Source organism: Mucilaginibacter sp. Mucisp73 (assembly GCF_059491465.1).
The window spans coordinates 426074-441347 of sequence record NZ_CP168507.1 but is presented as its reverse complement, the minus strand read 5'-3'; the positions used below and the strand labels follow the sequence as shown (position 1 = coordinate 441347).

Here is a 15274-nt window from a genome sequence, read left to right as displayed (position 1 = left end):
CGACCAATTCCGCTTAAAACTGTAACAAAAACTATCTGATTATTTAACGCCATTTGCCGCGTCGATGATGACTTTGGCAACGGCCTCAGGCTGCGAAATGAAAATCACGTGGCTGCCTTTTACCTCTGTTACTTTTGCACCGGCACGTTTGTACATCGTGCGCTCAACGTCGGGCACAATGCTTTTATCTTCGGTGGCCACTATAGCATAGCTTGGTTTGGTTTTCCATGCAGCTTCGGCAACAGGCGTAACAAAACATTGAACCGAAGTTGGCCCCTGCGATGCAAACATGAAGTCGGCTTCAGCTTTACTTAGGTCGCCGGCAAAACCGCCATGAAATTTGGCTTTATCATAGTAAACAAAACCTTTATCATCCGGCGGCAAAATACCGTTTTCGGGAGCCGGAGGAGCCGACTGTACCCATTTTATCGTATTTTCCCCTTTATCGGGCATAAACGCGGCTATATAAACTAACGCTACTACTTTTGAATTATTCCCGGCTTCGGTAATTACCGTACCGCCATAAGAGTGGCCTACCAATACCGTAGGGCCATCCTGTTTATCCAGGATCCGGTTGGCGGCGTCAACGTCGTCCTTTAAAGAAGTAAGCGGATTTTGCACCACGGTAACATTATAACCTTTTTTTGTAAGGATATTGTACACGGCCTTAAAGCCCGAGCCATCGGCAAAGGCGCCATGCACTAATACAATGTTTTTAACAGGCTGTGCCTGGGCAGCGGCCTTAAAAGTAAAGGCAAACAAGCTGCCTAATAAGATAGTCGCCGCAATTAAATGTGCTTTTAAGCGGCCTTTCATGAATTTTGTGTTCATTTTTTACTGGAGTTTAAGTTTCATAAATAATACTGTTGACAGCACCATTTCAAAGCTTGCTCCAAAAACACAAAATACTATTAATCAATTCATTAATTAAAATACAGCTACCCAACATTTACGATATATCGGGTTTTACACGATAGCCTTCTCCATATATCATTACCCACTGTTAGCTATTCGCCATGGCAACAATATCTTTTCCATCTAATATCCAGCGACCAGCACCGCGGTTTACCGTATTGATCATGGCTTTGCCAACTTCCTCCAGCGTAATAAAACCCTTTGGGTAAATAAGGCGGCCTATGGGGTACATCCAACTAATGTATTTATAAAATGGCAGGATATTTTTTGCCCCCTTAAAGCTTTTCATAAATCCCGGCCTGAAGTTGAATACCTGTTTGAAGGGCAGCTTCATCAAATCATTTTCGGTTTTGCCTTTTACCCGGGCCCACATACTGCGGCCTTTTTCTGTACTGTCTGTACCGGCACCAGATACATAACAAAAGGTCATATCCGGATTAATTCGGCTCAAAATTTCGGCCACGTGCATGGTTAGCAGGTAAGTTACTTTATAATAAGCTTCTTCGCTCATCCCTACCGACGAAACGCCTAAACAAAAAAAGCAGGCATTGTAACCTTCTAACTGATCCTGAATGGGTGTAAGGTTAAAAAAATCAGTATGTATAATTTCCTTTAGTTTAGGATGTGTTACACCGCAGGGTTTACGGTTAATAACTAATACTGCTTCAACCTTATCGCTCAATAAGCATTGGTGCAATACACCCTCGCCTACCATGCCGGTAGCACCCGTGACAATTACTTTTATTTTATTAGCTGTTTCCATGATACTGATGTAGCCGATTATACCTTTAAAATATTGTATCTTATAGCAGATTTATTTACCTATTCCTATACCGTATGTTAATTATATGTTACAATACAAACAATTATATGACCATAACGCTTTAACAATAAATTAGTTGAAGATGCCGAAATGGTTAAAGATAACCTTAAAGATCGCCGGAGCGCTTGTTGGTTTAATTATAATTATGTTTATTGCCCTTACTGTTTATGTTAATAATAATAAACAGAAGGTGCTTGCTATGATCACCACCGAGCTTAATAAAAACCTGAACGGCACGCTAACCATCGGCACTATTGATCCAACATTATTTAAAGGTTTTCCGGGGGTGTCTGTCGAGCTGAAAGATGTAGTACTGAAAGATAACCGCTGGGCGCAACATCATCATACATTGCTTACCGCCAAAGACCTTGAAGTATCCGTAAATGCCTCGGCCCTTTTAAAGGGCGAAGTGGTGATCAATAAAATAGATATCAGCAATGCCGATATCGACCTGTTTACCGATAGTACCGGCTACAGCAATACATCGATATTTAAAACAAAACCTAAAGTTGAAAAAGACCCAAAAGAGAAACAAACCAGCTCTTCCACACAAATTGGCAGGTTTTCGTTGAACAAGGTAAACTTTGTTGTTGACGACCGTCATGCTTACAAACTGTTCAAATTTGCAGTTAACGATATTCAGGGCCGGATGGAGTATCCTGCCAAAGGATGGAACGCCGATATCGACCTGAATACGATAGCAAACAGCTTTTCCTTCAATACCAAAAAGGGAAGCTTTATGAAAAACAGGCTTTTAAAGGGGCATTTTGATATCAGTTATGATTATGCATCGCAGGTTATTAACCTTGCCCCCAATACATTAAACATTGGCGATAACCCATTTACCGTGGGTGCACAGTTTAATCTTAAATCGCCCGAAACTGATTTCACCATTAACCTGAAAGCGGATGAAATTTTATGGAACGATGCTGCTAACCTACTGGCTGCCAACATCACCAAAAGCCTCAAAATGTTTGATCTGAAAAAGCCAATTGATGTTACCTGCGATTTGAAAGGAAGTTTTGGCGGCGGCGGCGATCCGTTGATTTACGTTACGGCCAAGGTTAAAAACAATGTGTTAACTACCCGGGGCGGCACTGTTGAAGATTGTAGTTTTAATGGCGTATTCAGTAATAACTACATCAATGGCAAAGGTTTAAATGACGATAACTCGGTTATAAAGCTTTATCATTTTAACGGCAGCTATAAGAATATTCCATTTACTATTGATACCGCATTTATCAACAACCTGAATACACCGGTGGCTACCGGGATTTTCAGATCGCGCTTTCCCGTTACCAAACTTAACCCGGTTATTGGCGATGAAAGCCTGAAATTTACCAAAGGCATTGTTGATTTAAAACTTGCTTATAAAGCCGATATTGTAAATTTTAAATTCACCAAACCCTTCGTTACCGGTAATGTAGATATTAAAAATGCGGATGTAAATTACCTCCCTCGTGGGCTCGTATTCAAAAACAACTCCATTGCCTTAAAATTTACCGATAAAGATCTTTATATAAATAATATCCGCCTGCAAAATGGCAGTAGCGTAGTGTACATGCAGGGTAAGGTGAGCAATTTCCTCAACCTGTATTATACCGATCCACAAAAGATTTTGATTGTATGGCAGATCACCAGTCCACAGATACATCTTGGCGAGTTTTTAGGCTTCCTGAACAACCGCGGATACGAAAGCAGTAAAAGCACCGGAGGAGCGGGCAAAAGGATGTCTAATGCCAAAATTACCAATCAACTTAATACCGCCTTTGATAAAGGGCAGGCCGAACTTCATCTGCGCTTAGCCAAAGTATATTATAAAAAGTTTTTGGCGACAGGCGTTAACGCCGATATCCTTTTAGCCGACAACACCATGAAAATGCGCAATGTAAGCCTTAAAAGCTCGGGAGGATCATTGAGTTTAAGCGGCCTGGTGCTGCAGGGGCCAACCAATAATTTTGCCATTAGCACAACTATTAACCACGTAAATACTAATACTTTCTTTGCATCGTTTAACAACTTCGGCCTCAAGGATTTTACCAGCGATAACTTGCGGGGTTTTCTATCGGCAAGGGTTGATATTAAAGGCGGAATCAAAAACACCGGCGACCTGGTACCGAAATCAATAAAAGGATTTGCACAGGTTAATTTAACAGATGGTGCATTGGTAAACTTTGCGCCCATAAAAAGCGTAGGCAAATTTGCCTTCCCTTTTCGCGACCTGGATAATATAACTTTTGGTGATTTAAAAGCCCGGTTTGATCTTGATGGTGATAAAATAAAAATTGCGCCCATGCAAATTAACTCGAGCGTACTCAACATGGATGTGGAAGGTACCTATTCGCTATCGCAGGGTACTAACATAGCCCTTGATGTACCCTTGCGCAACCCGAAGAATGACAGCAAAATAGCAGATGAAACCGAACGTAATAAAAAACGTATGAAAGGCATTGTTTTACACATACTTGCCACCGATGGCGATGAAGGTAAAATAAAAATTAAGTGGAACAAAAACCATAAAAAAACAAAAGCAGATGATGATGAGCAGAAGACAGATGACACCCAACAAGCGCCTGAACCTAAACAAGATTAGCTTAATTGCATACAATCGTTACTTTAGCCGTTGTTTCATGGTGTTTAAATGACACTATAATAGCAAATAAATGTTTATCTTTGTGCTGTTCATTATAGGGTAATATGTTGATTAAACATTTATTGGTTAGCACATTATTTTAAAACTTTTAAACCGCTCGTTCCTTACAGCAATAATATCAGAAGAAAACCCTCGTTTTAAATATTAAATACTTATCCCGGGTTCACAAATAAAGAAGGAAGCAAAGTTTAATGTAGTCTGTTTTAACTCCGGTTGTTTAACCCGGCACATGTATCTTATTGAACCGTTTTTAGCTTAATAATCTGTATTAAAAAATGAGACAACTTAAAATATCCCAATCAATCACTAACCGCGAATCGGCATCGCTCGAAAAATACCTGCATGATATTGGCAAGGTAGATTTGATCACAGCTGAGGAGGAAGTGATCCTGGCGCAAAAGATCCGTGAGGGCGACCAGGTAGCGTTAGAACGTTTGACAAAAACAAACCTTCGCTTTGTGGTATCGGTTGCTAAGCAGTACCAAAACCAGGGCCTTACCCTGGGCGACTTAATAAACGAAGGAAACCTTGGTTTAATTAAAGCGGCAAAACGCTTTGACGAAACCAAAGGCTTTAAATTTATTTCATATGCCGTATGGTGGATCCGTCAGTCAATCCTGTCGGCCATTGCCGAGCAATCGCGTATTGTGCGTTTACCATTGAACCAAATTGGTTCATTGAGCAAAATACACAAAGCAGCTTCAAAACTGGAGCAGGAATTTGAAAGACAGCCAACACCCGAAGAACTTGCAGACAACCTGGAAATTTCGGTTGATAAAATTGCCGATTCGATGAATAACGCCGGCAGGCAGATTTCAATGGACGCGCCTTTTATTCAGGGTGAAGAAAACACCTTACTTGACGTATTGGCCAGCTCTGATGCTGCCACCGATACAGAAGTAATGGCCGATTCATTATCGCAGGAAATTAAACGCTCGTTAGGCATCCTTGCCGAACGTGACCGTGAAGTGTTAATGTTATTCTTTGGCCTTGGTGGTCACGCTCCTCACTCATTAGAGGAAATAGGTGAAAAATTTGATTTAACCCGCGAGCGCGTTCGCCAGTTGAAAGACAAGGCTTTGATGCGTTTACGCCACAATTCAAAATCAAACCTGTTGCAATCATACTTAAACTAATCCAGGAATATCCGCCTGAGTTTTTATAAAAAAAACGCGAATGAAATTTCATTCGCGTTTTTTTGTGGGCTGATGTTTTTTTAATTCCCTCCCCCGGGAGGGGTGGTGGAATGTGTAATGACAGGGAGCGGTTTATACAACATTGCCCAATTGAAGAAACCCCTCCCTACACCCTCCCAAGGGAGGGAATCGCACAATCCCGTACTTTTTTATTTACTCCCCACAAACTCTTTCCCCTTACGATATTGCGGCAACTCGTACCACGCCTTTGCAGGTCGGCTTGCAGGGAAGCCATGCTCGGCCCGGTAAGCCTTACGCTCGGCGGTAAAATGCCACCAGCTTTTTCCGGTGTCGCCATGCTTAATATAGTGTGATAATAATCGGTATGAATCCTCCACACATGGATCGGCCCAGGCGCCTACGTGGCGTTCAAATGCATTAAAAAGTTCAACTGGGTCTTTGCCTTTTAATTGTTCTAAAGAATAATAGCCTTGCTGTATCAGCTCAGTCGCAAAATTGATCCCTAATGATGGGATACTTTGAAATTCAATCAATGCATTTATCTCCCTGGCGCGTTCGGCATCTGCATTTAATATCATTGCAACTTCATCCGGGGCGAAGGTAACGAGATCGGCAATCTTGGTTTTTTGAGCCCGGAGAATAGCTTTTTCTTCTGCTGTAAGGAGCAGATTAATGGATTTCTTCATAATTCAGGCGGATATAACAACTAATTTAGAAAGGAATTATGAAAAATAAAAAAGCCTTCCAAACTAAATTGAAAGGCTTTCGAACATCCGCACATTTAAAATCTGTACAGGTGCGATCAAAATTTATTTCATCAATTTGATAAAGTCATCAAACAAATACCTTGAATCATGCGGACCAGGTGAAGACTCAGGGTGATATTGCACCGAGAAGGCTTTTTTTCCTTTTACGCGAATGCCTTCGATGGATTGGTCGTTCAGGTTAACGTGGGTGATCTCTACCTTATCCGAAGCGCGTACAGCTTCCGGTACTACACCAAAACCGTGGTTTTGTGAAGTAACCTCGCAATGGTTAATGATGATGTTTTTTACCGGGTGGTTTAAACCACGGTGACCGTTAAACATTTTTTGAGTTGGGATATCGTTAGCCAAAGCCAGCAACTGGTGGCCTAAGCAAATCCCAAACATCGGCTTATCAGCAGCTAAAATTTCCTTTACAGTTTCAACTGCGTAAGGCATAGCAGCGGGGTCGCCGGGGCCATTTGAGATGAAGTAACCTGTTGGAGCAAAATCTTTTTCCATTTCGGCGTAGGTTGTTTTTGCCGGGAACACTTTGGCATAAACCTCGCGCGAATCAAAATTGCGAAGGATGTTTTTCTTTACACCAAGATCAAGTACCGCTACACGGTAAGGAGCATCTTCGCTGCCAAAAGTATAAGTTTCGGTAGTTGATACCTGGGATGAAAGCTCCAGGCCATCCATCGAAGGTACCAGGTCAAGCTTTGCTTTCAACTCATCCAGGTCTAATATTTCTGATGAAATGATGGCATTCATAGCGCCTTTATCACGAATGTGGCGAACAAGCTGACGGGTATCTATATCAGATATACCAACTATGTTTTGCTCCTGGAAATAATCCTGTATCGATTCATCGGCCTGTTTACGGCTGTAGGCAATGTTATAATTTTTGCAAACCAGGCCTGCAATCTGGATCCTGCCCGATTCCACCTCTTCATTAGCAATACCGTAGTTACCAATGTGCGCATTGGTGGTTACCATAATTTGCCCAAAGTATGAAGGGTCGGTAAAAATTTCCTGGTAGCCGGTCATGCCGGTATTAAAACAAATCTCGCCGGTGGTAGTACCCATTTTGCCAGCAGCTTTACCGTAAAAAACGGTGCCGTCGGCAAGCAGCAATATAGCCGGTAATTTGGTGAAATAATTCATCGCTTAAAAAAATTGAAAGGGTTAAATGATCGGATCGCCTGGTTCAAAGCCCCGTGAAAACTGATAGAAATATTGAAGTAAGGAACTTCCGGATTCACGGCGCAAAAGTAGAAAATAATTTCGGTATTCGGATGTGAGATTTCCGATTTATTTTGATTTAGGATTTCGAATGTGGGATTTCGGATTTATTAGTAATGAATACGCTCCCTGCCAATCAAAATAACAAATCAAAAATAGAAAAATCCGAAATCGAAATTCCGAAATCCGAAATCAAAAAATCACCTTCGAAATCAAAATTCCGAAATCCGAAATCATGCTTACCTTTGCACTGCGATAACACATTTATCAATGTCTGTAAATAAAGAAATAAAGCGTATCACCACCAATACCATCCAGGAGATGAAGGTTCGTGGCGAAAAGATCTCTATGCTTACCGCATATGACTATTCGATGGCTACCATAGTCGACGATGCCGGGACTGATATCATCCTTGTTGGTGATTCGGCCTCCAATGTGATGGCGGGTCACGAAACTACGCTGCCTATAACGCTCGACCAGATGATCTATCATGCATCATCTGTGGTACGTGCGGCTAAACGCGCATTGGTGGTTATCGATCTGCCTTTTGGATCATACCAGGGCAACTCCAAGGAAGCGCTGAACTCAGCTATCCGCATTATGAAGGAAGCCGGGGCACACGCCGTTAAAATTGAAGGCGGCGTTGAAATAGCCGAATCAGTTAGCCGGATCTTAACCGCCGGCATCCCGGTAATGGGGCACCTTGGCCTTACACCGCAATCCATATATAAATTTGGAACGTACACCGTACGCGCCAAACATGAAGCCGAGGCACAAAAACTGCGTGATGATGCCCTTAAACTCCAGGAACTTGGCTGCTTTGGTATTGTATTGGAAAAAATCCCGGCCAAACTGGCGCAGGAAGTATCTGAAAGCCTGCAAATCCCTACAATAGGTATCGGCGCCGGTCAGCATTGCGACGGCCAGGTACTGGTGATCCATGATATGCTGGGGATTAACAAAGGTTTTAAACCCCGCTTTTTACGCCAGTATTCCAACCTGTATGATATCATGCACGACGCGATTAAAAATTACAATACCGACGTAAAAAGTAACAGTTTCCCTAACGAAAAGGAACAGTATTAATTAGCCTATAGTTGATAGTTCATAGATCATAGTAAAAATGATGGCCATGAACTATTAACCATGAACCATGAACTAACACAAATGGCCCGTCCTGAATTTAATTATAGCAATGCCGATATTACCGATAAGGATGTTCTTTATGAGGACAACCACCTTATTGCCATAAATAAACGCGCGGGAGACATTGTACAGGTTGATGAAACCGGTGATGAGCCCTTGGATGAAAAAGTAAAAAAATACATCGCCAAAAAATACAGCAAGCCTAACGGCGCTTTTTTAGGCGTGGTACACCGGCTGGACAGACCGGTAAGCGGCGTGATCCTGTTTGCCAAAACCAGTAAAGCGCTCGACCGCATCAACAAAATGTTTAAAGCCCGCGAAATGCATAAAACCTATTATGCAGTAGTGCGCAAAAAACCATTTCCCGAAGAAGGCACCCTGGTACATTGGCTGGTAAAAAACTCGCAAAAAAATGTAACCAAAGCCCATGACCGCGAAGTACAGGGCAGCTTACGCTCGGAGCTGAGCTATAAATTGGTGGGCGAGCTAAACGGATACTATTTAATTGAGGTTGACCCGATAACCGGTCGCCCGCACCAGATCAGGGTACAGCTTTCAACCCTCGGCTGCCCCATTGTAGGCGATAATAAATATGGCTATCCCCGCGGCAGCCTGCGTAAAAGCATTTGCCTGCATGCACGCAAGCTTACGTTTGTACACCCGGTAAAAAACGAACCGGTTGCTATTATCGCTCCCGTACCGCGCGATGGCTTTTGGGAAAAATTTGAGGGAGTGATGGTAGGGTAAATTTGTCAGTAGTCAATCCATCGGCTCACATATTCAATACCCTTTCCCAGATCTCCTCATTAACAGGTATCCCATCCCGTAAATTCCGCTCTCTTGTTTTGAGCATATTTTCGCCAGGGTATGAAACCTGTTCACCATCAACAGGATTGCTGCTTTTGGTGTAATCCAGGATTTCATTTATCAAACGCTCATTTTGCTCAGTGTCTGTCTTTAGGCAGATAAATACCTGCGATACGCCCCACTCCTTTTCGTGTTCGCTGATTTTTGAGGTAGATTTTCCGCCACTTAATAGTGTCGCCAGCAGATCAAGCATCAGCGATAAACCCGACCCTTTCCAAAAACCAATAGGCAGCATCCGTTTTGACTGCAAAATGGCATCGGCATCTGTACTTAAATTCCCTTCATGATCATAGCCGCCGGGCAGCGGCAAAGGTTTATTTTGCGATTTGCTCTCCATCAGCTTACCTACCGAGTATTGTGAAATAGCCATGTCCAGCAGGATATGCCCACCCTTACGCGGCACTGCAATAACCAAAGGATTATTACCAAGCCGCGGGTTGAGCCCACCCCAGGGCGGCAGATTGGCAATGGTGTTTGTAAAACAGATGCCTATAAATCCGGCATCAGCCGCCTGTAAGCCATAAGTGCCGCCACGCATCCAGTGATTGGTATTTTTGATAGCAACACAGCCAATGCCGTACTCACCGGCCAGTTCAACAGCCCGGCTCATGCACCTGTTTGCGTTTAACATACCAAGACCAAAATTACCGTTCCATTGCTCAATTGCACCCAGATTGTTTACCATTACAGCTTCCGCATCCGGTTTAAACAAGCCTTCCTTTACAGTTTGTACAAAAGCAGGAAACCGGTTAAGGCCATGACTGTAAACACCATCCCTGCTGTTGGCGGCAAAAATGGCGGCGCATTGCCGGGCTTTTGCAAGCGGCAGATCAATACTTAATAGTACTCTTTCAAATTCGGCTTCAAGTTTTTGGTATGGAACGCGCATTGGTTTTGAAATAAATTTAATTTATAGCGTTTATTACAGTATACTGATGCAAGGTAATCAACCATATTTTATAATTTTGCCTTTAATAAATGAAAAGAACTCCGCTGTTGTTTTTCCTGTTCTTAGTAAGCATTGCGCTGATTGTTAATTCATGCAAGAAAGATAACTTTAGCCACATTCCTGCCTTAATGGCGGGAAAATGGCAACTCGCCTCTATAACAGTTACCAATTATGTTGGCGATGCGCAAATTTCGTTGGATACCTTAAATCAAACCTGCAACGTTATCCAAAACTTCACTTTCAAGGCAGATAACTCATGCAATTACACCAATTTTCAATGTAGCGCTGATTCGACAGTGGGCCGTTGGTCGCTTTCGGACAATAAATTATATTTAATTTCAGATATTGTTTGTAAAGATACCACCAAATCTTCGGGCGGTACCTCAAAGCCATTTGCAAACAGTAAAATAGTTACCCTGGGTAATTATTCGCTGGTATTAGAAACAGGGGATGTTGAACCAAACTATTCGGCAACAAAAAAACGACGCATTATGCGTTACGGGTTTATCAGGCAAAAAGTAACTGCCACCCAATAGTTTTAATATTTTTAATTGTAAAATGGTTTTAATAGTTTCAATGCCAAGTAAACAGTCAGCCCCGATGAAACTATTGTAGCTTCATCTTCGTTGAAAAACAAATTATCGATGAAAAAAAGAATTGCCATTTTCGCTTCAGGTTCCGGCTCAAACGCCCAAAAGTTAATGGAGCATTTTAAACGCAATGCCGATGCCGAAGTTGTGCTGATACTTACCAATAATCCTCAAGCTTACGTTTTGCAGCGTGCTGATAACTTTGAAGTACCCTCGCATATTTTCAGTCGCCATGAGTTTTATGAAACCGACGGTGTTATCCGCCTGCTTAAAAATTTACAGGTTGATCTGATTGTACTTGCCGGTTTTTTATGGCTTGTGCCCCAATCATTGTTAAAAGCATTCCCCAATAAGATTATTAATCTGCATCCTGCCCTGTTACCCAAATATGGCGGCAAAGGCATGTACGGCGATAACGTACACCGCAAAATATTAGAAGATAAAGAAGAGGAAAGCGGCATCACCATTCACTTCGTTAACGAAAACTTTGACGAAGGCGAGATCATCCACCAGTCGAAATTTAAAATTGAACCGGGCGATACGCTTGAGATCGTAAAATTTAAAGGCCAGCAGTTAGAGCATAATCATTTCCCGAAAGTTGTTGAGGCGCTGTTGAAAAAGATGAAAAGCTGATTTTGATCTATAGAGATTAGAGGTTGGAGGTTAGAGATTAGGTCTTTCTTGAGGGTTAAAAAGTTTTTTTACATATATTTAAGTTCTACGATTAAATTAATGGGAGCTTTTACAGATTTAGAGGTTTGGAAAAAGGCCCGTTTATTATGAAATAACATCACAGAATTAGTTAAGGCGTTTCCCGCCGAGGAAAAATATCGTTTAACTGACCAAATCATCCGCTCATCCCGTTCTATCGGAAATAATATTGCTGAGGGTCATGGTAGATTTCATTATTTAGATGCATCCAAATTCCTGGTAAATGCACGAGGCTCTGCTGCTGAAACCATCGATCATTTGATCATCGCCTTTGATAATAACCTCATAGATCAGCAAACAATGGACAATCTTAGAAAAGACTGCGAAGAATGTATGCGAATGATTAATGGCTATATTTCCTATCTAAAGAAGCAACTTGAGAATTAACATAGCTAAAATTGTCTTTTTTCAAACAGCGTATTCTCAAATCTCTAACCTCCAATATCTTCTAAAAACAACGATTAAAAAAAACTAATCTCTAACCTCAAATCTCTAATCACTAATCACTACCTTTGCGGCTCAAAAAACAGTGTGTACATGAGCCAGTCAGTTCAAATAAAAAATGCTTTAATTTCTGTTTATTACAAAGATAATTTAGAGCCCATCATTCATGAGTTAAACCGCCTTGGTGTAAATATCTATTCAACCGGAGGTACCGAAACTTTTATCCGCAATTTAGGTGTAAATGTGATCCCGGTTGAGGACCTTACTTCTTACCCTTCAATCCTTGGTGGCCGTGTTAAAACCCTGCACCCTAAGGTTTTCGGTGGCATTTTGGCCCGCAGGAGTTTTGATGGAGATAAACAGCAATTAGAGCAATATGAAATTCCTGAAATTGATTTGGTAATTGTTGACCTGTACCCGTTCGAGGAAACCGTACAATCAGGTGCCGGTGCCGAAGATGTGATCGAAAAGATCGATATCGGTGGGATCTCTTTGATCCGTGCAGCTGCAAAAAACTTTAAAGATGTAGTAATCGTGGCTTCAAAAGATGACTACGCCGACCTGGAAAATATCCTGAAAACACAGGATGGTACTACCACAATTGATCAGCGCCGTTCATTCGCTCAAAAAGCATTCAACATATCGTCAAACTACGATACACATATTTTCAACTACTTTAACGAGGCTGAACCACTCCCCGTATTTAAACAAAGCATCCAAACCAGCCAGGTTTTACGTTACGGCGAAAACCCTCACCAAAAAGGAACTTTTTATGGTAACCTTGATGCCATGTTCAACAAACTGAACGGCAAAGAACTTTCATACAACAACCTGGTTGATGTTGATGCTGCCGTTGCTATTATTGACGAGTTTACCGAGCCTACTATCGCTATCCTTAAGCATACCAATGCCTGCGGCGTAGCTTCACGTTCATTTATTAAAGAAGCATGGATCGATGCTTTAGCCTGCGACCCCGTATCGGCTTTTGGCGGTGTAATTATTGCCAATGCCGAGATCGATGCTGAAACTGCTACCGAGATCGACAAGATATTTTATGAAGTACTGATCGCTCCGGCATTTACAGACGAAGCAGTGCAGATCCTATCAGGCAAAAAGAACCGCATCCTGTTGGTTCGCCAGCCGGTTGAGTTGCCTGTTAAGCATTTCAAAACTTTATTGAATGGCGTTATCGAGCAGGATAAAGACGCTGTTATTGAAGGTCCGGCCCAAATGACTACTGTTACTGAAAAAGCACCGACTGAAGCCGAATTGAAAGACTTGTTCTTCGCTAACAAAATTGTAAAACATACCAAATCGAACACCATTGTATTTGCTAAAAATAACCAGCTAATGGCAAGTGGTGTGGGTCAAACCTCAAGGGTTGACGCACTTAGGCAAGCGGTGATCAAAGCACAAAGCTTTGGCTTCGACCTGAACGGTGCGGTAATGGCGTCCGACGCTTTCTTCCCCTTCCCTGATTGTGCCGAATTGGCTGCCGAAGCTGGGATCACTGCCATTTTACAACCGGGCGGATCAATTAATGACAAGCTTTCGGTTGCCATGTGCAATGAAAAAGGTTTGGCTATGGTTACTACCGGCGTACGTCACTTTAAACACTAACATTTAAGGTTGACCGGGTTGATTTGGTGAGTAGTTTATTAGGTTAAAAACGTTTGATTGAAGAGTAGAGATTGATTTGGTGAAAAGGAAAAATGTTTTTAACCTGTTTTAACTTAATTTACCTGTAAATCCGGTCAACCATCTAATAAATAAGCTCTATCAACCCAACCCCAACACAATAAATGTGATTTTTTAACGCTTAAGTTTGCAAAATGCTAATTTATTTAAGCGTATTTTTATAAACTTTGCATAACATACTGAAAGAAATACCAGATGGGTTTATTTAACTTTTTTACACAAGAAATTGCTATCGATTTAGGTACAGCAAATACCCTCATTATACATAACGACAAAGTTGTTGTTGACGAACCCTCGATCGTGGCGTTCGACAGAACAACCAATAAAGTGATCGCTATCGGGCGCCAGGCCATGCAAATGGAAGGTAAAACGCACGATAATATCCGTACCGTGCGCCCGCTTAAAGATGGTGTAATTGCCGACTTTAACGCTGCCGAGCACATGATCCGCGGGATGATCAAAATGATTAACCAGGGCAAGGGATGGTTCTTCCCATCATTGCGTATGGTGATCTGTATCCCATCGGGTATTACCGAGGTAGAGAAACGTGCCGTGCGCGACTCGGCCGAGATTGCCGGCGCTAAAGAGGTTTACCTCATCCACGAGCCAATGGCTGCCGCTGTAGGTATCGGCATCGACGTGGAAGAGCCTATGGGCAACATGATCATCGATATTGGTGGTGGTACTACCGAAATTGCCGTTATCGCTTTATCAGGTATTGTTTGCGACCAGTCAATCCGTGTTGCAGGAGACAACTTTGATTCGGACATTGTACAATACATTCGTCGCCAGCATAACATCATGATTGGTGACCGTACTGCCGAAAAAATTAAAATTGAGGTTGGCGCCGCGCTTCCTGAACTAAGCGAGCCACCGGGTGATTTTGCCGTACAAGGCCGTGACCTGATGACCGGTGTTCCAAAACAAATTATGGTATCATATACCGAGATTGCGCATTGCCTTGATAAATCAATTTCAAAAATTGAGGAAGCGATATTAAAAGCGTTGGAAATTACCCCTCCCGAGCTTTCGGCCGATATTTATCAAACCGGTATCTACTTAACCGGTGGGGGTGCTTTATTGCGCGGTTTGGATAAGCGTGTGGCTGCCAAAACCAAACTACCCGTTCACGTTGCCGAAGACCCTCTTCGCGCCGTAGTACGCGGAACCGGCACCGCCCTTAAAAACATTGGCAATTTTAAATTTTTAATGCAGTAACTGAGTTAGTGATTAGAGGTTAGGGATTGGAGATTAGTTATTATTAAAATACTTATCTCCGATTCCTAATTTCTAATTTTGCTATAGACAACTAATCTCTGATCTCCAATTAACT

14 protein-coding genes are annotated in these 15274 nt (G+C 42.2%); 9 read left to right on the top strand and 5 right to left on the bottom strand.

Annotation, left to right across the window (positions count from 1 at the left end):
- Window positions 1-39 precede the first annotated feature (39 nt).
- Window positions 40-831 carry an alpha/beta hydrolase gene (locus ACEN82_RS01940; protein WP_413321679.1) on the bottom strand — a complete coding sequence of 264 codons (792 nt, stop codon included), beginning with the start codon at window positions 829-831 and terminating at the stop codon, window positions 40-42.
- A 172-nt stretch (window positions 832-1003) separates the two neighbouring features.
- Window positions 1004-1678: an NAD-dependent epimerase/dehydratase family protein gene (locus ACEN82_RS01935; RefSeq protein ID WP_413321680.1), complete on the bottom strand. Its 675-nt coding sequence runs from the start codon at window positions 1676-1678 to the stop codon at window positions 1004-1006.
- A 142-nt stretch (window positions 1679-1820) separates the two neighbouring features.
- On the opposite strand from ACEN82_RS01935, the gene ACEN82_RS01930 reads away from it, so the two are divergent.
- Both ACEN82_RS01930 and ACEN82_RS01925 read left to right on the top strand, forming a co-directional pair.
- The gene (locus ACEN82_RS01930; RefSeq protein ID WP_413321681.1) at window positions 1821-4331 is read left to right on the top strand and encodes an AsmA family protein; all 2511 of its coding nucleotides are present in this window, start codon (window positions 1821-1823) and stop codon (window positions 4329-4331) included.
- Between the two features lie 335 nt (window positions 4332-4666).
- Window positions 4667-5527, top strand: coding sequence for a sigma-70 family RNA polymerase sigma factor (locus ACEN82_RS01925; RefSeq protein ID WP_090528912.1), 861 nt, complete (start codon window positions 4667-4669; stop codon window positions 5525-5527).
- Window positions 5528-5736: 209 nt separating this feature from the next.
- Here the strand turns inward: ACEN82_RS01925 and ACEN82_RS01920 are convergent, their stop codons facing one another.
- The gene (locus ACEN82_RS01920; protein ID WP_413321682.1) at window positions 5737-6234 is read right to left on the bottom strand and encodes a helix-hairpin-helix domain-containing protein; all 498 of its coding nucleotides are present in this window, start codon (window positions 6232-6234) and stop codon (window positions 5737-5739) included.
- A 123-nt stretch (window positions 6235-6357) separates the two neighbouring features.
- Window positions 6358-7458, bottom strand: a complete 1101-nt coding sequence (gene carA / locus ACEN82_RS01915) for a glutamine-hydrolyzing carbamoyl-phosphate synthase small subunit (RefSeq protein WP_413321683.1) — start codon at window positions 7456-7458, stop codon at window positions 6358-6360.
- Between the two features lie 348 nt (window positions 7459-7806).
- Between carA and panB the strand changes: the two genes are divergently transcribed.
- Complete coding sequence (gene panB / locus ACEN82_RS01910) at window positions 7807-8622, top strand: 3-methyl-2-oxobutanoate hydroxymethyltransferase (protein WP_413321684.1); 816 nt, start codon at window positions 7807-7809, stop codon at window positions 8620-8622.
- Between the two features lie 60 nt (window positions 8623-8682).
- Window positions 8683-9429 carry an RluA family pseudouridine synthase gene (locus ACEN82_RS01905; RefSeq protein WP_413321685.1) on the top strand — a complete coding sequence of 249 codons (747 nt, stop codon included), beginning with the start codon at window positions 8683-8685 and terminating at the stop codon, window positions 9427-9429.
- Window positions 9430-9454: 25 nt separating this feature from the next.
- Here ACEN82_RS01905 and yiaK read toward each other — a convergent pair whose 3' ends face one another.
- Window positions 9455-10438 (bottom strand): 3-dehydro-L-gulonate 2-dehydrogenase, encoded by a 984-nt coding sequence (yiaK, locus tag ACEN82_RS01900; RefSeq protein ID WP_413321686.1) that lies wholly within the window; start codon window positions 10436-10438, stop codon window positions 9455-9457.
- Between the two features lie 89 nt (window positions 10439-10527).
- Between yiaK and ACEN82_RS01895 the strand changes: the two genes are divergently transcribed.
- The 5 genes from ACEN82_RS01895 to ACEN82_RS01875 all read left to right on the top strand — a co-directional run bounded on the left by ACEN82_RS01895 (window position 10528) and on the right by ACEN82_RS01875 (window position 15159).
- Window positions 10528-11034, top strand: coding sequence for a lipocalin family protein (locus ACEN82_RS01895; RefSeq protein WP_413321687.1), 507 nt, complete (start codon window positions 10528-10530; stop codon window positions 11032-11034).
- Window positions 11035-11142: 108 nt separating this feature from the next.
- Entirely contained in the window at window positions 11143-11721 is a 579-nt protein-coding gene (gene purN, locus ACEN82_RS01890; protein WP_090528933.1) for a phosphoribosylglycinamide formyltransferase, read from the top strand.
- 156 nt (window positions 11722-11877) lie between these two features.
- Window positions 11878-12186 (top strand): four helix bundle protein, encoded by a 309-nt coding sequence (locus tag ACEN82_RS01885; RefSeq protein ID WP_413321718.1) that lies wholly within the window; start codon window positions 11878-11880, stop codon window positions 12184-12186.
- 150 nt (window positions 12187-12336) lie between these two features.
- Entirely contained in the window at window positions 12337-13863 is a 1527-nt protein-coding gene (gene purH, locus ACEN82_RS01880) for a bifunctional phosphoribosylaminoimidazolecarboxamide formyltransferase/IMP cyclohydrolase (protein ID WP_413321688.1), read from the top strand.
- A 273-nt stretch (window positions 13864-14136) separates the two neighbouring features.
- Entirely contained in the window at window positions 14137-15159 is a 1023-nt protein-coding gene (locus ACEN82_RS01875) for a rod shape-determining protein (RefSeq protein ID WP_090528947.1), read from the top strand.
- Window positions 15160-15274: the final 115 nt, after the last annotated feature.

What these genes read in the sequence shown, in the direction of transcription:
- ACEN82_RS01875 (WP_090528947.1), top strand. Translation starts at nt 14,137, where the DNA reads ATGGGTTTATTTAACTTTTTTACACAAGAAATTGCTATCGATTTAGGT.
- purN (WP_090528933.1), top strand. Translation starts at nt 11,143, where the DNA reads ATGAAAAAAAGAATTGCCATTTTCGCTTCAGGTTCCGGCTCAAACGCC.
- carA (WP_413321683.1), bottom strand. Translation starts at nt 7,458, where the DNA reads ATGAATTATTTCACCAAATTACCGGCTATATTGCTGCTTGCCGACGGC.
- ACEN82_RS01905 (WP_413321685.1), top strand. Translation starts at nt 8,683, where the DNA reads ATGAACCATGAACTAACACAAATGGCCCGTCCTGAATTTAATTATAGC.
- ACEN82_RS01935 (WP_413321680.1), bottom strand. Translation starts at nt 1,678, where the DNA reads ATGGAAACAGCTAATAAAATAAAAGTAATTGTCACGGGTGCTACCGGC.
- ACEN82_RS01930 (WP_413321681.1), top strand. Translation starts at nt 1,821, where the DNA reads ATGCCGAAATGGTTAAAGATAACCTTAAAGATCGCCGGAGCGCTTGTT.
- yiaK (WP_413321686.1), bottom strand. Translation starts at nt 10,438, where the DNA reads ATGCGCGTTCCATACCAAAAACTTGAAGCCGAATTTGAAAGAGTACTA.
- panB (WP_413321684.1), top strand. Translation starts at nt 7,807, where the DNA reads ATGTCTGTAAATAAAGAAATAAAGCGTATCACCACCAATACCATCCAG.
- purH (WP_413321688.1), top strand. Translation starts at nt 12,337, where the DNA reads ATGAGCCAGTCAGTTCAAATAAAAAATGCTTTAATTTCTGTTTATTAC.
- ACEN82_RS01925 (WP_090528912.1), top strand. Translation starts at nt 4,667, where the DNA reads ATGAGACAACTTAAAATATCCCAATCAATCACTAACCGCGAATCGGCA.
- ACEN82_RS01920 (WP_413321682.1), bottom strand. Translation starts at nt 6,234, where the DNA reads ATGAAGAAATCCATTAATCTGCTCCTTACAGCAGAAGAAAAAGCTATT.
- ACEN82_RS01940 (WP_413321679.1), bottom strand. Translation starts at nt 831, where the DNA reads ATGAACACAAAATTCATGAAAGGCCGCTTAAAAGCACATTTAATTGCG.
- ACEN82_RS01895 (WP_413321687.1), top strand. Translation starts at nt 10,528, where the DNA reads ATGAAAAGAACTCCGCTGTTGTTTTTCCTGTTCTTAGTAAGCATTGCG.